Origin of the sequence: Limnobacter sp. 130, from assembly GCF_902506325.1 — a bacterium.
Classification (GTDB): Bacteria; Pseudomonadota; Gammaproteobacteria; order Burkholderiales; family Burkholderiaceae_B; genus Limnobacter.
Map to the genome: position 1 here is coordinate 321,484 of NZ_LR732328.1, position 20,394 is coordinate 341,877.

Genomic DNA, 20,394 nt, shown 5'->3' on the forward strand with positions numbered 1-20,394 from the left:
TTAGTTCTCCTGAATGTGTGGTGTGTCGAGTGCGCCGCGTTTCATCCAGAGCCAGTTCATGCGTTCAAATGAAAGCCAGACCGGATTGGATGCTGCTTGATCGGGGTTGATAAAAAACTGTTGATATCGGTTTTGATTAATCAGGTCGCCCTCGAGGTAGGCAAGCCAAACCGTGGTGGCATTGAGCAATGTGTGTGCGCCGCAGCCCGCGTTGAGGTTTTGTGGCAAAGCATGCCCTTGCACAACCTGACACAGGTGAATGGCGGGCAATGGCCCCATGCCCACCGCGTAGTTGGCTGTGTAGGGTGCCATCACAATTTCAGTGAGTTGTTGTGGGTTGAGTTGCGCAAACGGTTGTGCCGATACCAAGGCGTTCTGGGCGGGCTCCCCGGCTTGCTCAAGCGTGGCCACGGCCATTTTCCACTGACCGTGAATTCCCCAGGTCGCCAAAGTTGCAAGCGGCAGCCAGCCCTCGCGATGAAGGCAAGCATCACCGTTGCGTGATTCGGTCCCGCTGGGCAGGGTAGACGGGCAGGGCAGCCTGCCCGTGGCCAACACAAAACCTTCAACTGATTCCAGAATGCGTTGTCGAGATTCAAGGTGAGCGAGAACTTTGTCCTTCTCTCGCTGATTGGCCAGAAGGTGCATCACGGGTCCCAAAATAATGGCCATTAGCACTACTACCAGTGCCACTTCGATCAGCATGAAGCCACGAGTATTCATGGTGTACCTGTCAGCTTGAAACTGAATTGTTCAAGATTGGATTTGATGTTGTCGGGCCACGAAAAATGGCAGGTGCAAGCCGTGTTGTTTTGGCTCAGGGGGCACTGATTGCTGTGCACGGGACGGCACGATTTGTTGGTCGCCGCCACAGGTTCGAAATGGCTGACTGGCCACAGGTTCTGCAAGCTGGCTGGGCCCGCAAACACACAGGGCTCGTCAACTGTACTGGTGCAATGTGTTTGCATGTTGTGGCTTGCACAGTTGACATTGCCATTCAGGCACACAGCAGTCGAAATCCAGCTGCCCGGGTTGAGGCAGCTGCAGGTGCAGCGCGTTTTGGTACATCGGCATTGGCAACCCGAGTCGATGGGTTGATAGACCTTTGCAAGAGGGTCTTTGAGTGTCATGTTTTCATGTGGGCTCGCGTTTGAATTGAATTGGGGATTCAGTTGCTGCCAGGTTTTTAGTGTGCTTTTAAGTTGAGTCACTTGAACCCTTTTCATGTGGCTTTGCAGTTCACGAAGGTGAACGAGCACATAGGGCGGCGTGATGTCGTAATGGTGTTCCGCGGTTGGCGTGATTGTTTTGGCGACCACCGCAACAAGGTTTTTTTCTGTGCGATCGCTTTCAGCGGGAATGCGAATTTGAATTGCGGGCTTTGAATAATTCACCCACCGCCCCCAGCCCAGGGCATTGGGCTGAATCAATTGGCTTGAAACTGCGTACCCCCAGTGTGTGTCTGTTGATAAGGTCAGTTCGTTGAAGCGGGCGTCAATGCCGGCATTGAGATAGTTGACCGCAATCTTGCTGTGAACTGGCAGGTAGCCCCATGCTTTATTCAAACAGCTGGTTTGTGCATATTCTCCGGGTAACAGGGCGGGGCAAGGCAAATGACCCAAATGGCTTTGGCTATGCAAGCCCTGGCTGGCTGCAAATCCAAGCAAACTGGAACGAATGTGTTCAAGGGTCTGAGTTTCACGAGCCTGTTGTTGAAGCAGCAGGTTTTGCTTGAAGCTTGTGTTGTTGCGAAACTCAAGCGCAGCAAAGCCCAGCATCATCATCAATAGCACGATTGCAAGCAGTGAATAACCTTGGTGCATTGGCTGTGTTTTCATGGCACCCATTTGCCTTGAACTGGATCAAAGTTTTTCCGACCTGTTTTCGTATTGATCCAGCCTTGCACCGTGTAAGGAATATCTGTGCCACTGGATCTGCTTTTCTCGGTAGGCGGGGGCGCAGGTATTTCCGGTTTGACAAACAAATTGTTGTCAGGCCATGCCTTGCTGTCAGGCAGTTCCAAATTGCTGCCTGAACTTATTTTTCCAAAGCACAATAGGTAAAAGGGGTTGTTGATCGACTCAGGTCTTGTTTCGATCAGGCAATGCCCGGCCCCTGGTTGATTGCTATGGATCCAAGTGTTCCAGCTTTGCCACAGATCGGTCTCTTCCTTGAAGTTTTCTTCAATGACCAGCGTTTGGTTTGGCCGAACTGTTTTTTGAATGTTCAGCTTTGGTTTCTGACTCAGCTTGTGCTGAAACTCCAGGTTCAGTAAATGAATAAGTACAGCCATTGCGGCCACCAGAATGACAAAGTCGAGAACAGGACGAATTGTGCGGAAGTGAACAATTTGTTGGGGGGTGCGGTGGGGTTTCGTCATTGGAGTGTTACCCCCACTGAGCACTTTGCCTGTTTTGGGTTATTGAGGGTGCATGCCTTTGGAACCCTTTTTCGATCTCGTTCCAGGTCTGCAATTGTCAGAATTTCACCTTGTTCGTTCCAGGACACTTTCAGCGAGGTCAGGTTGGCACGCTCGCTGCGGCCAAACTTGCTCAGTTGCTCTAGCCAATCGCCAAATGCCACAGTTTTAGCGTTGTTTGAATTGCGTTGATGTGCATGTTGGAATTGCTGCAATCTGACTGTGTCGAGCACTGGCTGTTGCTGATTGTTGTGCCAACTCATCAATAAAAAGGTTGCGAGTGTGCAAGCCAAAGTCACCCCTCGAATGGTCTGGTAATTTCCAGATGGCTGTGTCCACAATCCAAGATACAAGCGCAAGCTGCTTTGCAATTCGCGGGTAGAGGACTTGTTTGCAGCAATGAATTTTTTGAGGTGTTTAAATTCGTGCTGGTTGAGCCGTGCCATTTGAACAGCGTGATTGAACTGCGCCGATTTTGTCGCAGAAATGATTCGGCATTTTTTGCCCATTCCGCGTAGTTCAGTGAGTGCTTGCTGATGAAAAGCGGTTACTGGTGCGTCAATGATCCGAAGCGGGTGTTCTGCCACGCCGGCCCAGCGTTGCTCGGCCCAGAATGCAGCTGTGTTTGTGTTTTGAAATACGTTGAGGTAAACCGCGGTGTCCGCAAGGCTGAAACTGGAAAGCGCAATGGCGCTTCCAATAAATTCGCTGTAGGGAAGTCGCATTTCCTCGATCCAGTGCTGGTCTTGTTGCCGAAACAGAAGGACTAGTTCCTGCTCAAGCACCCAAACATCTGCATGCGTCGCGGCTGAATTCATGACAAACCCGTCAGGTTGTTGTAAAGCGGTGCCAGCGTGAATTGATAAGCCAGAGCAAGGGTAAGTGCAGCAACAGCCAAGGCGACAGAAGGCAATGTGCTCTGCAAACGTTGTTGGGCTTCCCGCGCCTGCATTTCATAGACCTTTGCCGCCAGAAAAAAGCAGTAAGCCAGGTTGCCAGTTTGCTCGGCGAGTTGACTTTGACGTACCAGAAAACCTGGTGCCCCAGCCAAACTCATTGACTGGCTAAGCGACATACCCTGTTTTAGCTGTTGTTGAATGCGTTGCATTAAACCGTTGAGTGCAAGCAAGGTACGTGTAGACAGTTGACGTGCGCCCAGCCATTTTGATGCGGGCAGTGTGCGGTGTCGCAAACAGTGCATCAGGTCCAGGCCTGCATGCAGTTCACAAGCGATTACATGATAGAAATTGGAAGAAAGCCAGATATTGTGTGGCAGCAATGGCCGTTTTTCTTGCTGATTTCGAGACTGTTTTAATCGGAAGTATCCGGCAATTGCGAAGAGCAGTGCACCCATCGAAATTAAACTGTCCGACCACTTGGCTGCACTTTCCGATGTGGCTGTTGTGTGCGCCAAATGAGGCGCGCTCACCTGGTGCAGCAGCACCCAACATGCGCAGGCCAATGTTAAAACCAGCAGTGGGTAAATCATGCTTTTGCCCAGGGCGTGTTGTGCATCGCTGGTGGTTTTCCAGCGGTCCAGTTGCGTTTGCAATGCCATGCCAAGATCGCCGCTGGCCTGTGCACACACCAACGCGATTTCCAGATGCATGGGTACTTTGATAAACGAGGCACGAAATGCGGTTTGAAGGTTTTGTCCTTCTTGCAGGAATTGCGCAGTTCGAGACAAACCAAGGCGCAACAGTTTTCCTTGTGAGTGGTCGGTTTGCAGCTCGCTGCTCAGTGCAAGTGCATCGAGTGCGGGCATGCCGGATTGCAAGAGTTCTGCCCATTGCCCAAGCCATGTGCGCCATGTGGACGGCGTAATTTTGTCGCCAAGTGATTTATTGTTCATTGGCAAGCAGCGCGGTGGAAGATGGAAATTGAAGGTAATTCAAAGGCGACAGCAGAGTCATGAGCTCGCCAATTGCTTTGCAGCTGAGCACCTCCTTGCGAGGTACGCTTTTCAGGTCAATAACTTCAGCCCACAGCTGACGTTGTCCGTTTGGGGCTGCTGGTTTTAGCCTCAGGGTTGCAACGCCGTTCAAGCAATTCATCAAACTTTCCAGGCGCACATTCAGTTCAGTGAGTCGACTGATTGCCCCAAGGCAATCGGGTGCGTGCACGGAAGCAAAAACCCGATGACCTGTGAGCGCAGCATTCAGGGTGAGCCCGGCGGTCTCTTCGTCCCTCACTTCTCCGACAAGAATGGTGTCGGGATCTTGACGCATGAGCGAGCGCAAACCCGATGCAAAATTCATGTGTGGTAATCGTGAGAGATCTGTTTGAACTGCATCCGGGTTGATGATTTCTACCGGATCTTCAAGTGTGGCAATACGACCGGCATGCGACCCCAGGCTGTTTAGCATGGCATGCAGCATGGTTGTTTTTCCACTGCCGGTGGCGCCCGCAACCAGAGTTAATCCGTTCTCGTGGGTAAGCAAGTGTTGAATGTGAGCTAAGGCGGGGTTGCTTAAACCCAGTGCATTGAGGGTCATGCGGCTTTGCGTATTCAATAGCCGGACCACCATGTTTTCGCCGTGAAGGCTGGGGTGTGTTGCCAGCCGAAGGTCAATGTTGTTGCGGGTTAATCGTGCGTCTTGTGGGCGCCGCGTTTCCGCGATGTTCATTTTACTTTCGGCTTTAAAAGCTTGTATGAGCGATCGGCCGGTGTCGTTGGGAATCTCCTGAATTGGCCCCAATGCACCATTGACGCGCAAACGCACCGTGAAATTCTCTGGGGCAGGCGTGATGTGAATGTCGGATGCATTCTGGGCGGCAGCGTAGGCGATCGCGCTGTCGATATTCTTGAAAGCAGGGAGCTGCACCGTGTGTTTCATTGAATTTTTGCCTGAATCAAAGAGCGCACGGTGAGCAAGGGCAGAGAACATTGCTTGTATTCACACTGCGCTTCAGCCTGCGCCAAATGCGCAAGTGCATCTGTAAAAAGCCCTTGCTTGCTCTGATGAAGAGCCATGTTGTAAAAGGGCTCTGGGGTGTCGGGGTAGCGCTTCATTAGCAGGGCAAGCAAGGCATTCAGTGCTTTGGTCTGATTGGCTTGGTACAGGGTAAGGCCATCGGCCAGCGCTTTGTTAAGCTCTCCGAGCTCCTGGCCTGGCTCAAGTTGGCTTGCCGTGGCGCTTTCCAGTACGGTGGCCTTCAGCAATATCACCAGTTCAATGTGGCTTTCTCCCCGGGTTTGACTTTGGGTGATCAGGTCAATTGATTCCGGTGTGCCGGGAATGCCACGATCCAGGCGCTTGTTTTCTTTTTGCCGCAGGCCGCCAAGCAAAGCCATTTCGCCACTTTTCAAACGCAATATGGACTCGAGTTCACGGGTTTGCACCTCGGGTACCTTGCTGACAATATTGAGTTGTTGCAGGGCCGGGTTCGGGTCTTGAACGAAACCCACAATGCGGCTGAGTGTGGGCCGAACCCGCAGTTGAATTGCATTGTTGTCCGCTATTTGCGGTGTGACTGTCATTAAAAAACCAACCGGAACTGTTTGAACCTGGGTCGTGAACGTTGAAAAGGCAGGGCTGTTTTGTGTGGGTGCGCTGGTTTGAACATCGGTGGTGAAATACACCCTGTTGTCGATCACTTTCAGCACTGCGGCCTGTTGGTTCATGGTGACCACACGTGGAGAAGAAAGCACCTCTGTGCGACCAAACTCCTCGAGCAGTCGCAAGGCGATATTGGTGTCAGCGCCGCTGGTGTTTCGCAATGCTGTGAATGTGAAAGCCGGGTTGGTCAGATTCAACCCTTGTACTGCCAAACCTGCAGTGACGCCATTTTGACGAAGCACGTTCCAGTCGATTCCGCGTTCATAGCGATCATTCAGCGATATTTCTGTAATCACGGCTTCGATCACGATTTGCCGATCCACTCTGCGCTGAATTTGTTCCAGCCACTGCACAACCCGGCGATGCTGGCTGGGTTTTGCAATCACAGAGACCGTTCCGGACTCGGGGTTTGCAATGACACGTCCCGACCGGGTTTCCTTGCGTGTGGTGGTGATGTCTCGTTTTTCCGTGGACACGGCAGTGGCGCTTTTCAGGTTGGGCGATAGTCTGCGGGGTGAGCTGTTTCTCGTGCTCGCATAAGTCCTGTCTTCTTCTTCATCGATTACCCGCTCACGCCTGGATAGCTCAATTGGTTTTGGTTGAACCTGAATGATCTGTTCGATTTGAGAGGAGATGTCTTGCCACAAGTCGTGTTGCTGCGAATTGTTCAGAACCAGCTCCGAGCGATTTCCGGTTTCCCGACGATCAGTTAACTCGCGCGGGCCACCTGCAATCGCCGAGCTCAGACTTGAGGAGTCATTCATTTGCCTGGCAATGGACAGGTAATCGAGGGTGTAAACCCGAAGCTGGTCAACTTCGCACCGCATTGAGAGCAGCTTTCCTTCAAACAACACATTGGCTCCGGCCTGAAACTCCAGGCTTTCAATGACCTGTTGAAGGGGCATGTCCCTTCCCACCAGGCTGACTGGAGTGTCGCCGCATCCATCCATTTCATAGCCAAGTTGCAGTTCGCGCGAGATCAATTCGAGCACTTGGCTGGCGGCAATGTTTTCAAGCCGGAATGTGAATGTTTCTTGATGTCTTTGCCAGGCGTTGCTGCGGTGGTGGATTTTATCGGCCCAAAAAACAGCATTCAGCTCTAGCGCGTGCCCGGCTTCGACTGTTGCGGTTGGTGAGTTGCTTGGGGGTGGGGTGGTCGCGCAAGCGTACAGGGCGGCGGTCAGGCCGGTTAAAAACACACGTGATAAGCGCACAGGTCGGCTTTTGGGGGTTTAGGTGCCGGGAATCATAATCGGCTGAAACCATTTCCACGCTTCGTGGTCATGCCTAGTGGGTGAGCCTGTCACCATTTGGATGGTGAGGGCATGTCCTTCGGGTTACAATAGCTTTCAAACTCGTATTCGTTTATTAAGGAGCCCCAATGGGCTTTGTTGCTCAATTAAAACACGTGGATTTCGGTTATAACGACCGCCTCATTCTTGAGGACATTTCTCTCGACATTCCGAAGGGCAAAGTGGTGTCGGTCATGGGCGGGTCAGGTTCTGGCAAAACCACGTTGTTGCGTTTAATGTGTGGCCAATACGCAGTCAACCGTGGAGACGTCCAGGTTTTGGGCCAGAACGTGGTGACCGCGAGTACCCAGCAGCTTTACGCTTTTCGAAAAAAAATTGGTGTGCTGTTCCAGTTCGGAGCCCTGTTCACCGATTTGAACGTATTCGAGAATGTGGCCTTTCCGCTGCGCGAACACACCAATTTGTCCGAAGCAGCCATTCGGGACTTGGTGCTTTTGAAGCTGCACGCTGTGGGCCTGCGCGGCGCAAGTAACTTGTTTCCGTCTGAAATTTCAGGCGGCATGAGCCGACGTGTTGCCTTGGCGCGCGCCATTGCGCTAGATCCCGAGCTTATTTTTTACGATGAGCCTTTCGCTGGCCTCGACCCTATTTCTCTTGGTATCACGGCCAACTTGATCCGCACGCTCAATGACGCACTTGGTGCAACTTCGGTCGTGGTTACGCATGACATCCACGAATCGTTTGCCATCAGTGACCATGTCATCGTGATTGCCAATGGCAAGGTGCTGGCTCAAGGTTCTCCAGCCGAAGTAGAGGCCAACCAAGATCCTTATGTTCAGCAGTTCATCAAAGGTTTGCCCGAAGGCCCAGTGAAGTTTCATTATCCTGCACGCAACTTGCAAGAGGATTTCGCATGAACCCGGTCGTTTTAGTCTCTCGTCTGGGCGCTGGCGTAATTGCCACAATTGCGGGTTTGGGCGTATTTGCCCGATTCGTGGGTACCTTGTTCATGTTGTTGCCCAAAGCGTTGCTTCGCCCACGCTTAATCATTGATCAGATTCATTTCATCGGCAATTATTCCCTGGTCATCATTGTGGTATCAGGCCTTTTCGTGGGGTTCGTATTGGGTCTGCAGGGTTACTACACCTTGAACCGGTATGGCGCCGAACAGGCGCTGGGCCTGCTGGTGGCTTTGTCGCTGGTGCGGGAGTTGGGTCCGGTGGTGTCGGCCCTGTTGTTTGCCGGGCGCGCCGGAACCTCGCTGACTGCTGAAATTGGCCTGATGAAGGCTGGGGAGCAGTTGACTGCCATGGAAATGATGGCGGTTGATCCCAAGGCGCGCATTGTTACCCCTCGCTGGGTGGCCGGCTTGATTTCCTTGCCGTTGTTGGCAGGATTGTTCAGCGCTGTGGGTATTTTTGGCGGTTATGTGGTGGGTGTTTTATTGATTGGCGTAGATGCTGGCGCCTTCTGGTCTCAGATGCAGGCTGGTGTGGACGTACGCGACGACATCCTGAATGGCGTGCTTAAAAGCGTGGTTTTTGGTGTGGCCGTCAGTTCAATTGCCTTGTTCCAGGGCTATGCGTGTCAGCCCACCCCCGAAGGCGTTTCCAGGGCCACCACCCGAACCGTGGTGATTTCCTCCCTGACTATTTTGGGTCTCGATTTCGTGCTTACAGCACTCATGTTCAGTATTTAACGGATTGAAGGTATGAAAAAGAACACGGCAGTGAATTTTTGGGTGGGTCTGTTTGTACTGATTGGTGCAATCGCCTTGGTTTTTCTGGCCTTGAAGGCGGGCAATTTGAGCTCGTTCACCACGGGCGACCAATACCGGGTTACTGCAGAATTTGACAACATTGGCGGGTTGAAGTCACGTGCTCCAGTTAAAAGTGCTGGCGTTACCGTGGGTCGCGTGGCCAATATCAATCTCGATCCAGTCACCTTTCGCGCAGTGGTGGCTCTGGATTTGGAGGAAGGGTTCGAGTTTCCCAAGGACTCTTCAGCTAGAATCCTTACCTCGGGTCTGTTGGGCGAGCAATACGTGGGTATTGAAGCCGGGGGCGACCTCGAGAATTTAGCCAGCGGCGAGAAGTTTGCCCGTACGCAATCCGCTGTGGTGCTTGAAAACCTGATTAGCCAGTTTTTGTTCAGCAAAGCCACGGAAGGTGACTCTGAAAAGTGATGAAGGGGATTTGAAGTGTTAACGTCCATTCGAAAAGTAATTTTGCTGCTTGGTGTGCTTGGCTTGTCCACAGCATGTACCAGCATGCGCGCTCCTTCTGAAGCCGACCCGCTGGAGGGGTTCAACCGCTCCGTTGATGGGTTCAACCAGGTTGTTGACAAAGCCGTGGTTAAACCCGTTGCCCAAGGCTATGACCGGGTAACGCCACCAGAAATCAAGATCGTGGTCAGGAATTTTTTCTCCAATCTCGACGATGTTCGGGTTGCGGTAAACAATTTGCTGCAGGGTAAGCCCAAAGATGCGGGCAGCGACATCACGCGTTTTGCATTGAACACCACGATTGGTATTGTGGGTTTGGCTGATGTGGCCACCGAGCTTGGTTTCCAGAAGAACGATGAAGACTTTGGCCAAACTCTGGGGGTTTGGGGCGTGGGCCAGGGGCCCTATCTGATCTTGCCCTTTCTGGGCCCCAGCACTCTACGCGATGGCTCGGCAAGGTTCGTTAGTGCGTCACTCGACCCGCTTTACCACTACGACAATGTAAAGGCTCGCAATAGCTTGGTGCTGCTGAGCGCAGTAAGCGCACGCGCGCGTTTGTTGCCTGCCACTGATCTGGTTGAGCGCATTGCGCTGGATCAATATGCATTTGTGCGTGATGCCTATTTGAAACGCCGGGCCAGCCAGGTGCGAGACGGAGCACCTGATCCTGCCGATCCCGGTTATGAGGATTTTGAGGAAGAGTCACGTAGTGAAGTTCCCCAGTACTTTCCGCCCTTCAAGGCTGCCCTGGTGCAGCTTGATCAGGCCCGCACACCTTTGGATGTACAACCCGATGCAAACCTGCCAACCGATTTGCAGCAAAGCGAACGGGCCAAGTCAGGTTTGGGTTTGTTGAACTGATTGGCGTTGGGTCGGTCAACCACCCCATAGGTATTGCGTTTTTAGATTAATGATTAACGTTTTGGAAGAATCATGAATATTGCAGTAAACAAGATGTTTCAATGGGTTGCGGCTGCTGCTTTGGGTTTTGGGCTGATTGCACAGCCTGCCTTGGCACAAGACATACCTGCCAACGAGTTTGTTGAAAAATTCAGCAATGAAGTGTTGGCTGAGATTCGTGCACGCAAGCAGGAACTTGTTTCTGATCCCAAGAAGCTGGACGCGTTGATTGATCAGAAAGTCATGCCCAATGTGAATTTCCGAAAAATGACGCAGTTGGTGGTGGGCCGCCCCTGGCGCGAGGCCACGCCCGAGCAGCGTGAACAAATTACCAAAGAGTTCCGGACGCTTTTGGTGAAAACCTACTCGGGCGCTTTGTCTCAGGTTGGCGACCAAACTTTGCAGGTTGATCGCTTGCGTGCCCGTCCTGAAGACACGGATGTGATTGTGAACAGCCGCGTGATTCAGAAAGGCGCGCCACCAGTGGACCTGGCTTACCGTGTTGAAAAGAAAGACGGTAAATGGCAGATCTACGACTTGAGCGTGTTGGGTCTGTGGCTGGTGGATTCTTACAAAGCCCAGTTTGGTCCCGTACTGGCCAATTCTGGCGTGGACGGTTTGATTCAAACCCTGAAAACCCTGAACGCGAAAGGTTGATATGAAGGTGTCGGCTGATCAAATTACCGTTCGCAACGGAGATGAAGTGATCGCCGAGATCACCAAGGCCTTTGCCAAGGGTGATCACGTTATCGACTTTTCAGCGGTCAAGCACGTTGACTCAACCGCCTTGGTCGTCATTTTGGCGGCCAAGCGAGTGCTTAAATCAGACAAAACCCTTGAACTCCAACATCCTCCTGCGCAGCTGGACAGTTTGATCGCTGCCTACGGAGTACAATCTCTCTTCTCATAAAAACCTGTAGCACCGTTCATCGGTGCGAGAAGTCATGTCGTTTGCACTAGAGCTAAGCTCGGTTTCCAAGTATTTTGGCGAATTCCGTTCCTTGAACAATGTGTCACTCACGGTTCAGGAAGGGGAGTTCTTCGCCTTGCTCGGCCCCAACGGCGCCGGTAAAACCACCCTGATCAATATTATTGCTGGCCTAAGCCGGGCCAGTAACGGCTCTGCCAGGGTGATGGGTTTTGACGTGGTGGACCAGTTTCGCGATGCCCGCCGAAGCATCGGTATTGTGCCGCAGGAACTCGTTTTTGATCCCTTCTTCTCTGTGCGGGAAACCTTGCGTTTTCAATCGGGTTACTTCGGATTAAAAAAGAACGACGACTGGATCGACGAACTGTTGCATTCGCTCAGCTTGATGGACAAAGCGGACAGCAATATGCGCACCTTGTCAGGCGGTATGAAGCGCCGGGTCATGGTGGCCCAGGCATTGGTTCACAAGCCGCCTGTGATCGTACTGGATGAGCCAACTGCGGGTGTAGACGTTGAATTGCGTCAAACCTTGTGGAAGTTTATCGCTGGCTTGAACCAGAAAGGCCACACCATTTTGTTGACCACTCATTACCTTGAAGAGGCGGAAACCCTGTGTAACCGCATCGCCATGCTGAAAAAGGGCGAGGTGCTCACCGTAGACACCACCCCCAATTTACTGAAAAAGCACGCCAATCAAACGCTAAATATGCAGCTCAATGGCGTGTTGCCGGCCGCTCTTCAAGCCAGGGTACTGAAGGCGAATGTCAGCGAAGGACGTTACACCCTGGCCTTGAACGGCCCTGCTGAAATTGAGCAAATCCTGGCCCAATGCCGCCAAGATCACCTGGATGTTTTGGAGTGCAGCATTGAAAAGCCTGATCTGGAAGAGGTGTTTGTGCAGCTGATGAGTGGGGGTTCCAAATGACCGGTTGGCAAACCCTGTTCAAAAAAGAGATTTTGCGATTCTGGAAGGTCAGCTTTCAGACCGTGCTGGCGCCTGTTGTTACTGCCTTGTTGTATCTCATGATTTTCTCGCATGTGCTCGATGGCAAGGTAGAGCCTTATCCCGGCGTTAGCTATGCGGCCTTTCTGGTGCCCGGCTTGGTGATGATGTCGGTGTTGCAAAATGCATTCGCTAATTCGTCGTCCAGCCTGATCCAATCCAAAATTACCGGCAACCTGGTGTTTGTGCTGTTGCCACCTTTGTCCCATTTCGAGTTTTTCTCAGCGTATGTGCTGGCCTCGATGGCGCGTGGCATTGCGGTTGGTCTTGGTGTTTTGCTGGTCACGGTGGCGTTTGTTGGCTTGCATGTGTACAACCCAGTCTGGATTTTGGTGCATGCCCTGGTGGGTTCAGCCTTGCTGGGCACCATGGGTGTTATTGCCGGAATATGGGCTGAGAAGTTCGATCAGCTGGCCGCTTTCCAGAATTTCATTATTATGCCGGCCACCTTTTTGTCGGGCGTGTTCTATTCGATCCACTCCCTGCCGGCCGTGTGGCAAACCGTGTCGCACTTCAATCCATTTTTCTACCTCATTGACGGTTTTCGCTACGGCTTCTTCGGGGTGAGCGATGTGAGTCCCTGGTTCAGCCTGGCAATTGGCCTGACTGCTTGGGCTGTTTTGACCGCAATTGCGATGCGGATGGTGACCTCCGGTTACAAATTGAGGGGATAATAGTGCTGTTGAATCAAAAGGATAGGAAAAATCATGTTGTTGCCTGAAACCGTTCGCGGCTATATTGCGCAGGGCTTGGAATGTGAACACCTCACCGTGTCTGGTGACGGCCAGCATTTTGAGGCGGTCATCGTGGCCAGTGCGTTTGAAGGGTTGCGCTCAATTCAGCGTCATCAAAAAGTGTATGCAGTACTGGGTGACAGAATGCGTGCCGAGATTCACGCGCTGTCGATGAAAACATTGACGCCCGGTGAATGGGCTCAACAACAAGCGTAAAAGGACTGCCCTTCAATGGATTCATTTTTGGTTCGTGGCGGTAAGCCGCTTCACGGAGAAGTGTCAATTTCTGGTGCGAAAAATGCGGCCCTGCCCATTCTGTGTGCCAGTTTGTTGACCGCCGAGCCGGTCACCATCACCAACGTGCCACGTCTGCGCGACATCAACACGTGTTTGCGCTTGCTGGGTTCAATGGGGGTGCAGTGCTTCTGGCATGGCGAAAACCAATTGGCTTTGCGTGCCGAAGAAATTTCTGAGCCCGTCGCCAGTTACGACCTGGTGAAAACCATGCGTGCCAGCATTCTGGTCCTTGGTCCCCTTGTGGCGCGTTTTGGCGAGGCCAGCGTGAGTTTGCCCGGTGGTTGCGCAATCGGGCAGCGCCCGGTTGACCAGCACATCAAGGGGCTGCAGGCCATGGGTGCTGAGATCACCATCGAGAAGGGCTACATTCATGCCAAGGCCAAGCGTTTGAAGGGCGCCCGCATTGTGACCGATATGGTCACAGTAACCGGTACTGAAAACCTGATGATGGCGGCTGCGCTGGCGGAAGGGACCACGATTATTGAAAACGCGGCCCGTGAGCCCGAAGTGGTGGACCTGGCCAACATGCTCGTGAAAATGGGCGCGAAAATTGAAGGCATAGGCACCGACACGATTACTGTACATGGCGTAGAAACGCTGCATGGTTGCGAGTATCAGGTGATGCCCGATCGCATCGAAGCCGGCACATTCTTGTGCGCGGTGGCCGCGTGTGGTGGCAACATTACCCTGAATAACACCGATGCAGACAGCATGGACGCGACCATTGAAAAGCTGCGCACAGCGGGTGTAAGCATTGAAGTCGATGGCACAAAAATTCACGCCAGCATGAGCACACGCCCCAAGGCTGTGGGTGCGCGCACAGCGCCATTCCCCGGCTTTGCCACTGACATGCAGGCACAGCTCATGGCGGTGAATTGTCTGGCCGATGGCACAGCAGTGGTGAATGAAACCATTTTCGAAAACCGTTTCATGCATGTTCAGGAAATGGTGCGTTTGGGCGCGAACATTGAAATTGAAGGCCACACAGCGATTATCAAAGGCGTTGAGCGCTTGGAGGGTGCTACGGTGATGGCCACCGACCTGCGCGCTTCTGCCGGCTTGGTGATTGCCGGTTTGGCTGCCAGTGATGAAACGCGGATTGACCGCATTTATCACCTGGACCGCGGGTATGACAAAATGGAAGAGAAATTGCGCAAATTGGGCGCGGACGTCACGAGAGTAGCGGAATGATCACACTGGCCCTGTCCAAGGGACGTATTTTTGAAGAAACACTGCCCCTGCTCGAGAAAGCAGGTGTTGTGCCGTCTGAAGACCCTGAAAAATCGCGCAAGCTGATTATCGGCACCAACCGTGCCGACGTTCAAATCATCATTGTGCGCGCAACCGATGTGCCCACTTATGTGCAGCATGGCGCTGCTGACCTGGGGGTAGCCGGAAAAGATGTTCTTATTGAGCATTCTGGCGCAGGCTTGTACCAGCCGCTGGATTTGAATATTGCCAAATGCCGCCTGTGTGTGGCTGCGCCCGAGGGCTTCGACTACGCCAGCGCCGTGAAGCAGGGCGCACGTTTGCGCATTGCCACCAAATATGTGAACAGCGCCCGTGAACATTTTGCCAATCGTGGTGTGCATGTTGACTTGATCAAGCTGTACGGTTCCATGGAACTGGCACCGCTGGTGGGCCTGGCCGACGCCATTGTGGATTTGGTCAGCACGGGCTCAACCCTGCGCGCCAACAAGCTGGTTGAGGTTGAAGAAATTTGCGAAATTTCCTCCCGATTGGTAGTGAACCAAGCGGCATTGAAAATGAAGTACGAGGCTTTGCAGCCAATTCTGGATGTGTTTACCCAAGCAGCAGCGTGAATTTTTAAAGGTAGTAAAAAATGTCTTCCCAAATTCGTCGATTGTCTACAGAAGAAGCCAACTTTGCCGAGCAGTTCCGTGCATTGCTCGCCTATGAAGAACAACGCGATCCCCATGTGGAAGGCGCAGTGGCCGATATTATTCATGCCGTGCGCAAGCGCGGCGATGAAGCCTTGCTGGAACTCACCGAGAAATTTGACCGTGTGAAGGTCGGCAGCGCTGCTGAACTGGAAATTGGGCAAGACGAGTTGAAGCAGGCTTTTGACACACTCGATTCTGCCCAGCGCGAGGCCCTGAAAGTGGCCGCACAGCGCGTGCGTGCATTTCACGAGCGTCAGGTTGCAGAAAGCTGGGAATTCACCGAGGCTGATGGCACTCGCTTGGGCCAGCGTGTAACGCCCCTGGATCGCGCGGGCCTGTATGTGCCCGGTGGCAAGGCGGCTTACCCGTCTTCCGTGCTCATGAACGCCGTGCCCGCGAAAGTGGCGGGCGTAAAAGAAGTGATCATGGTGGTGCCCACGCCCAGTGGTGTGAGAAATCAAATGGTGTTGGCTGCTGCTCACCTGGCGGGTGTAGACCGTGTGTTCACCATTGGTGGCGCACAGGCTGTGGCTGCGCTTGCCTATGGCACACAGACCGTGCCGCGCGTGGATAAAATTGTGGGCCCTGGCAACGCGTATGTGGCCGAGGCCAAGCGCCGTGTGTTTGGCGCGGTCGGCATCGACATGATTGCAGGGCCTTCTGAAATATTGGTGATTTGCGATGGCAGCACGAATGCCGACTGGATCGCCATGGACTTGTTCAGCCAGGCTGAGCACGATGAAATGGCGCAGTCCATTTTGTTGAGTCCCAGCAAGGAATTCCTCGACAACGTGCAGGCCAGTATCAAGCGCCTGATGGACACCATGCCACGCGCCACCGTTATTGCTACATCGCTTAAAAACCGCGGTGCACTCATTCAAGTGCGCGACATGGATGAAGCCTGTGAGTTGAGCAATCAAATTGCCCCAGAACACCTGGAGTTGAGCGTGCAAGACCCCGACGCGTGGGTGGGTAAGTTGCGGCACGCCGGTGCCATTTTCATGGGTCCCTACAGCAGTGAATCGCTAGGCGATTACTGTGCAGGCCCCAACCACGTGTTGCCCACAGCAGGCACCGCCCGTTTCAGCTCGCCCTTGGGTGTTTACGATTTCCAGAAGCGCAGCAGTATTATTTTTGCCAGCCGTGAAGGTGCAAGCACCTTGGGTGAAGTGGCCGCTGAATTGGCCTATGGCGAAGGCTTGCCTGCACACGCGCGTTCTGCGGAGTACCGTGTTGGCCCCAAGTTCCGAAAGGCGGATTGAGCGCACCATGAGTCTTCTTCAAAAAACGATTCGTGCCGACGTGCAGGCCACCCAAGCCTACGTGGTGGCGCCCTCGGCTGGCATGTTGAAACTTGATGCCATGGAAAATCCGCAGGGCATGCCTGCTGCTTTGCTGGATGAACTTGCACAGCAGTTGAAAACTGCTGAACTGAACCGTTACCCAGCACCCAAAGCTTTGGATCTTGAGGCCGCTTTGCGCGCTTGTACGGCCATTCCCAAGGCGGCCCACGTGTTGTTTGGCAATGGTTCGGATGAATTGATTGATCTCATCATTCGGGCCTGTTGCATGCCCGGCGACGCAGTTTTGTCGCCCGTGCCCACTTTCGTGATGTATGCCGTGTACAGCCAGTGGAGCCATGCCCGCTTTGTGGGCGTAGACCTGAATGCTGATTTCAGCCTCAACATGCCCGCCATGTTGAAAGCCATTGCCACCAACCAGCCCAAAGTGGTGTTTTTGGCTTACCCCAATAACCCCACGGGGGTGGCGCTGCGCGAAGCCGAAATTGTGCAAATTATCGAAGCAACGCCTGGCTTGGTGGTGGTCGATGAGGCGTACGAAGCGTTTGCAGATGCCTCGTTCATGGCGAGAGTCCTCGAGTTTCCAAATGTATTGGTGCTGCGCACTTTCTCCAAGCTGGGCCTGGCCGGTGCCCGTTTGGGCTACGCCGTGGCCAGCCCTGCCTGGGTTGAGCAAATCGACAAAGTGCGCCCGCCCTACAATGTCAACGTGCTCACGCGCATTGCGGTGCAGTTTGCACTAGAGCACTTTGATGCCTTCGCGGCACAGGCCGCCATGCTTTGCGAACAGCGCAATGTGTTGGCCGAGGCACTGAGAAATCTGAAAACAAGCAGCGGCGACGTTGAAGTGTTTGATTCTTACGCCAATTTTGTACTTTTCCGCGTCCCGAATGCGCTTGAAGTCTTTGATGCCCTGAAAAACAAGGGTATCTTGGTGAAATATGTGGGCAAGGCCCACCCCTTGCTCCAAAACTGCTTGCGCGTGACCGTGAGCACAGAACAAGAGAATCAGCAGTTTTTGGTGGCTGTGCAAGAATCCATCGACGAAGTGGCCGCGAAGGCCGCATAACTTTTAGACAATCATGAGAACCGCAGAAGTTACCCGCAATACCCTGGAAACCCAGATCACCGTCAAAATCAATCTGGATGGGACAGGTGAACGCCACCTCGACACCGGTGTGCCGTTTTTGGACCACATGCTGGAACAAATTTCGCGCCACGGCCTGTTCGACTTGCATATTGTGGCCAAGGGTGACTTGCACATTGATGCACACCACACCGTGGAAGACACTGGCATTACCTTGGGCATGGCATTCACCAAAGCTTTGGGTGACAAAAAAGGAATCGTTCGTTACGGCCATAGCTATGTGCCGTTGGACGAAGCCCTGTCACGTGTGGTGATCGATCTTTCTGGTCGCCCTGGTTTGCATCAGGACATTCCGTTCACGCGTGCCAGCATTGGTGCATTTGATGTGGATCTTGTGTTTGAATTTTTCCAGGGCTTTGTGAACCATGCCCTGTGTACCTTGCACATCGACAACCTGAAGGGTGTGAATTCACACCACCAGTGCGAAACCGTGTTCAAGGCCTTTGGTCGTGCCTTGCGCATGGCGGTGGCCATTGATGAACGTCAGCAGGGTGCCATTCCGAGTACCAAAGGTGCTTTGTGAGTCTAGTTGCCGTTGTTGATTACGGCATGGGTAACTTGCGTTCGGTGGCCCAAGCCTTGCAGCATGTAAAGCTCGACAATCAGGAAATTCAGATCACCGACGATCCCGCCGTAATCGACCGGGCCAGTCGTGTTGTATTGCCAGGTCAGGGTGCCATGCCCGATTGCATGAAAGCCCTGCGCGAATCAGGCTTGATGGACGCGGTGTACCGCACTGCCGAATCAAAACCTTTGTTTGGCGTGTGTGTTGGCGAGCAAATGATGATGGAGCGCAGTGCCGAAGGGCCTGCAGACTGTCTTTCCCTGTTTCCTGGTGATGTGGTGAAGTTTGATCCCAGGCTAACGGTGGAGTGCGGATTGAAAGTGCCACACATGGGCTGGAACCAAGTGAATCAGCGCGTGAAGCATCCCATGTGGGAAGGCATTGAGAATGGTGCCTGGTTCTATTTTGTACACAGCTATCACGTCAACCCCTTGAATCCGGAACACGTTGCAGGTGAAACTGACTACGGTGTTCGCTTTACCTGCGCCATTGCACGGGATAACATCTTTGCAACACAGTTTCATCCTGAAAAAAGTGCGGAGGACGGCCTAAGGTTGTATTCCAACTTTTTGAGATGGAACCCCTGATTTTTTATCGATCATTTTTTTCACCCACTTGAATAGTTAACAACACAGTCTCATGTTACTCATTCCAGCAATCGACCTGAAAGACGGTCAGTGTGTTCGCCTGAAGCAAGGCAATATGGACGATGCCACCATTTTCTCGGCAGACCCGGTCGAAATGGCCATGAAATGGGTACAAAGCGGCGCACGCCGCCTGCACCTGGTCGACCTGAATGGCGCGATCGCGGGCAAGCCCGTGAATGAGGGCGTCATCATCGACATTCTTGACGCGGTGGGTGGGGCAATCCCCGTTCAGCTTGGCGGTGGTATTCGAGACCTCGACACCATTGAGCGTTACCTCGATGACGGTTTGAGCTATGTGATTATTGGCACAGCCGCGGTGAAGAACCCTGGCTTCCTGCACGATGCTTGCGGTGCTTTCCCCGGACAAATTATTGTGGGTCTGGACGCCAAAGACGGCAAAGTGGCCACCGATGGCTGGAGCAAAATTTCCGGACACGACGTGGTTGATCTGGCCAAGAAATACGAAGGCTACGGCGTAGAGGCCATTATTTACACTGACATTGGCCGTGACGGCATGCTCGGTGGCGTGAATATCGAAGCAACCGTGCGCTTGGCCAATGCATTGACCATTCCGGTAATTGCCAGCGGCGGCATTACCAATCTGGACGATGTGAAACTGCTGTGCGGCGTTGAGCACGAAGGTGTAATGGGTGCCATCTGTGGGCGCTCGATTTACGAAGGCACGCTGGATTTCGCAAAAGGCCAGGCTTTGGCCGATGAATTGAACGGAAAGTCCTACTAATGCTTGCAAGCCGTATCATTCCCTGCCTCGATGTAACTGCGGGCCGGGTGGTCAAGGGTGTCAATTTTGTTGAGTTGCGAGACGCGGGGGACCCCGTTGAAATCGCACGCCGATACGATGATCAGGGTGCCGACGAGCTGACTTTTCTGGACATCACGGCATCATCGGATGACCGTGACCTGATTTTGCACGTCATCGAATCTGTGGCTAGTCAAGTGTTCATTCCTTTGACGGTGGGCGGCGGTGTGCGCAAGGTCGAGGACGTGCGCAGGCTATTGAACGCAGGTGCCGACAAAATCAGCATCAATACCTCTGCGGTCACCAACCCCGAGTTGGTGGCTGAGGCTGCGACCAAGTACGGTTCGCAATGCATTGTGGTGGCCATTGATGCCAAAGCAAAAAGCAATGGCGAGCCCGGCTGGGAGGTGTATACCCATGGTGGTCGCAAACCCACCGGCCTGGATGCCGTTGAGTGGGCGCGCAAAATGCAGGCGCTGGGCGCCGGGGAACTGCTGTTGACCAGCATGGACCGCGACGGCACCAAAATCGGATTTAACCTTGAGTTGACTCGTGCGGTGTCGGATGCGGTCACCATTCCGGTGATTGCCAGTGGCGGTGTGGGTAACCTGGATCACCTTGTCGACGGTGTGATCAAAGGCAAGGCCAGTGCAGTGTTGGCCGCCAGCATTTTTCACTATGGTGAATACACGGTACAACAGGCCAAAGCCCACATGGCCAAGGCTGGTATTACTGTTCGGCTGTAAAGGGGC

General features: G+C 53.2%; 24 protein-coding genes. 17 read left to right on the forward strand and 7 right to left on the reverse strand.

What is annotated here, in order from left to right; all coding sequences use genetic code 11:
- From FRIGORI9N_RS01580 to FRIGORI9N_RS01610, 7 genes are read right to left on the reverse strand one after another with little or no spacing between them, the layout of a single operon-like run.
- Complete coding sequence (locus tag FRIGORI9N_RS01580; protein WP_159568160.1) at positions 1-723, reverse strand: type II secretion system protein; 723 nt, start codon at positions 721-723, stop codon at positions 1-3.
- Complete coding sequence (locus FRIGORI9N_RS01585; RefSeq protein ID WP_159568161.1) at positions 720-1,838, reverse strand: hypothetical protein; 1,119 nt, start codon at positions 1,836-1,838, stop codon at positions 720-722. The genes FRIGORI9N_RS01580 and FRIGORI9N_RS01585 overlap by 4 nt, the downstream gene beginning before the upstream one ends.
- The gene (locus FRIGORI9N_RS01590) at positions 1,835-2,380 is read right to left on the reverse strand and encodes a hypothetical protein (protein WP_159568162.1); all 546 of its coding nucleotides are present in this window, start codon (positions 2,378-2,380) and stop codon (positions 1,835-1,837) included. The genes FRIGORI9N_RS01585 and FRIGORI9N_RS01590 overlap by 4 nt, the downstream gene beginning before the upstream one ends.
- Entirely contained in the window at positions 2,377-3,237 is an 861-nt protein-coding gene (locus FRIGORI9N_RS01595) for a hypothetical protein (RefSeq protein WP_159568163.1), read from the reverse strand. Before FRIGORI9N_RS01595 ends, FRIGORI9N_RS01590 begins: the two co-directional genes overlap by 4 nt.
- Entirely contained in the window at positions 3,234-4,271 is a 1,038-nt protein-coding gene (locus tag FRIGORI9N_RS01600; protein WP_159568164.1) for a type II secretion system F family protein, read from the reverse strand. Before FRIGORI9N_RS01600 ends, FRIGORI9N_RS01595 begins: the two co-directional genes overlap by 4 nt.
- Positions 4,261-5,256 carry a GspE/PulE family protein gene (locus tag FRIGORI9N_RS01605; protein WP_159568165.1) on the reverse strand — a complete coding sequence of 332 codons (996 nt, stop codon included), beginning with the start codon at positions 5,254-5,256 and terminating at the stop codon, positions 4,261-4,263. Before FRIGORI9N_RS01605 ends, FRIGORI9N_RS01600 begins: the two co-directional genes overlap by 11 nt.
- Positions 5,253-7,193, reverse strand: coding sequence for a type II secretion system protein GspD (locus FRIGORI9N_RS01610; protein ID WP_159568166.1), 1,941 nt, complete (start codon positions 7,191-7,193; stop codon positions 5,253-5,255). Before FRIGORI9N_RS01610 ends, FRIGORI9N_RS01605 begins: the two co-directional genes overlap by 4 nt.
- 167 nt (positions 7,194-7,360) lie before the next feature.
- Here FRIGORI9N_RS01610 and FRIGORI9N_RS01615 point away from each other — a divergent pair, with 167 nt between their 5' ends.
- The 17 genes from FRIGORI9N_RS01615 to hisF all read left to right on the forward strand — a co-directional run bounded on the left by FRIGORI9N_RS01615 (position 7,361) and on the right by hisF (position 20,388).
- Positions 7,361-8,149, forward strand: coding sequence for an ABC transporter ATP-binding protein (locus FRIGORI9N_RS01615; RefSeq protein ID WP_159568167.1), 789 nt, complete (start codon positions 7,361-7,363; stop codon positions 8,147-8,149).
- Positions 8,146-8,931: a lipid asymmetry maintenance ABC transporter permease subunit MlaE gene (gene mlaE / locus FRIGORI9N_RS01620; RefSeq protein WP_159568168.1), complete on the forward strand. Its 786-nt coding sequence runs from the start codon at positions 8,146-8,148 to the stop codon at positions 8,929-8,931. The genes FRIGORI9N_RS01615 and mlaE overlap by 4 nt, the downstream gene beginning before the upstream one ends.
- Before the next feature lie 12 nt (positions 8,932-8,943).
- A complete protein-coding gene (gene mlaD, locus FRIGORI9N_RS01625; protein ID WP_159568169.1) occupies positions 8,944-9,417 on the forward strand; it encodes an outer membrane lipid asymmetry maintenance protein MlaD in 474 nt (157 codons plus the stop codon).
- 15 nt (positions 9,418-9,432) lie between these two features.
- Entirely contained in the window at positions 9,433-10,317 is an 885-nt protein-coding gene (locus FRIGORI9N_RS01630) for a VacJ family lipoprotein (protein ID WP_236550777.1), read from the forward strand.
- 72 nt (positions 10,318-10,389) lie between these two features.
- On the forward strand, positions 10,390-11,013 hold the full coding sequence (locus FRIGORI9N_RS01635) for a phospholipid-binding protein MlaC (protein ID WP_159568170.1): 624 nt from the start codon (positions 10,390-10,392) through the stop codon (positions 11,011-11,013).
- 1 nt (position 11,014) lies between these two features.
- Positions 11,015-11,266 (forward strand): lipid asymmetry maintenance protein MlaB, encoded by a 252-nt coding sequence (locus FRIGORI9N_RS01640; RefSeq protein ID WP_159568171.1) that lies wholly within the window; start codon positions 11,015-11,017, stop codon positions 11,264-11,266.
- A gap of 34 nt (positions 11,267-11,300) precedes the next feature.
- On the forward strand, positions 11,301-12,209 hold the full coding sequence (locus FRIGORI9N_RS01645; protein ID WP_159568172.1) for an ABC transporter ATP-binding protein: 909 nt from the start codon (positions 11,301-11,303) through the stop codon (positions 12,207-12,209).
- Positions 12,206-12,961 carry an ABC transporter permease gene (locus FRIGORI9N_RS01650; RefSeq protein WP_159568173.1) on the forward strand — a complete coding sequence of 252 codons (756 nt, stop codon included), beginning with the start codon at positions 12,206-12,208 and terminating at the stop codon, positions 12,959-12,961. Before FRIGORI9N_RS01645 ends, FRIGORI9N_RS01650 begins: the two co-directional genes overlap by 4 nt.
- 33 nt (positions 12,962-12,994) lie before the next feature.
- A complete protein-coding gene (locus tag FRIGORI9N_RS01655; RefSeq protein ID WP_371717123.1) occupies positions 12,995-13,237 on the forward strand; it encodes a BolA family protein in 243 nt (80 codons plus the stop codon).
- A 15-nt stretch (positions 13,238-13,252) separates the two neighbouring features.
- On the forward strand, positions 13,253-14,509 hold the full coding sequence (gene murA / locus FRIGORI9N_RS01660) for a UDP-N-acetylglucosamine 1-carboxyvinyltransferase (RefSeq protein ID WP_159568174.1): 1,257 nt from the start codon (positions 13,253-13,255) through the stop codon (positions 14,507-14,509).
- Positions 14,506-15,141, forward strand: a complete 636-nt coding sequence (gene hisG, locus FRIGORI9N_RS01665) for an ATP phosphoribosyltransferase (protein ID WP_159568175.1) — start codon at positions 14,506-14,508, stop codon at positions 15,139-15,141. Before murA ends, hisG begins: the two co-directional genes overlap by 4 nt.
- A gap of 20 nt (positions 15,142-15,161) precedes the next feature.
- Positions 15,162-16,484, forward strand: a complete 1,323-nt coding sequence (gene hisD, locus FRIGORI9N_RS01670) for a histidinol dehydrogenase (RefSeq protein WP_159568176.1) — start codon at positions 15,162-15,164, stop codon at positions 16,482-16,484.
- A gap of 7 nt (positions 16,485-16,491) precedes the next feature.
- Positions 16,492-17,592: a histidinol-phosphate transaminase gene (hisC, locus tag FRIGORI9N_RS01675; RefSeq protein ID WP_159568177.1), complete on the forward strand. Its 1,101-nt coding sequence runs from the start codon at positions 16,492-16,494 to the stop codon at positions 17,590-17,592.
- Between the two features lie 13 nt (positions 17,593-17,605).
- Positions 17,606-18,193, forward strand: coding sequence for an imidazoleglycerol-phosphate dehydratase HisB (gene hisB, locus FRIGORI9N_RS01680; RefSeq protein WP_171035109.1), 588 nt, complete (start codon positions 17,606-17,608; stop codon positions 18,191-18,193).
- Positions 18,190-18,822 carry an imidazole glycerol phosphate synthase subunit HisH gene (gene hisH / locus FRIGORI9N_RS01685; RefSeq protein ID WP_159568178.1) on the forward strand — a complete coding sequence of 211 codons (633 nt, stop codon included), beginning with the start codon at positions 18,190-18,192 and terminating at the stop codon, positions 18,820-18,822. The genes hisB and hisH overlap by 4 nt, the downstream gene beginning before the upstream one ends.
- A 52-nt stretch (positions 18,823-18,874) precedes the next feature.
- Positions 18,875-19,624: a 1-(5-phosphoribosyl)-5-[(5-phosphoribosylamino)methylideneamino]imidazole-4-carboxamide isomerase gene (hisA, locus tag FRIGORI9N_RS01690; RefSeq protein ID WP_159568179.1), complete on the forward strand. Its 750-nt coding sequence runs from the start codon at positions 18,875-18,877 to the stop codon at positions 19,622-19,624.
- Positions 19,624-20,388: an imidazole glycerol phosphate synthase subunit HisF gene (hisF, locus tag FRIGORI9N_RS01695; protein WP_159568180.1), complete on the forward strand. Its 765-nt coding sequence runs from the start codon at positions 19,624-19,626 to the stop codon at positions 20,386-20,388. Before hisA ends, hisF begins: the two co-directional genes overlap by 1 nt.
- The last annotated feature ends 6 nt before the right edge of the window (positions 20,389-20,394 follow it).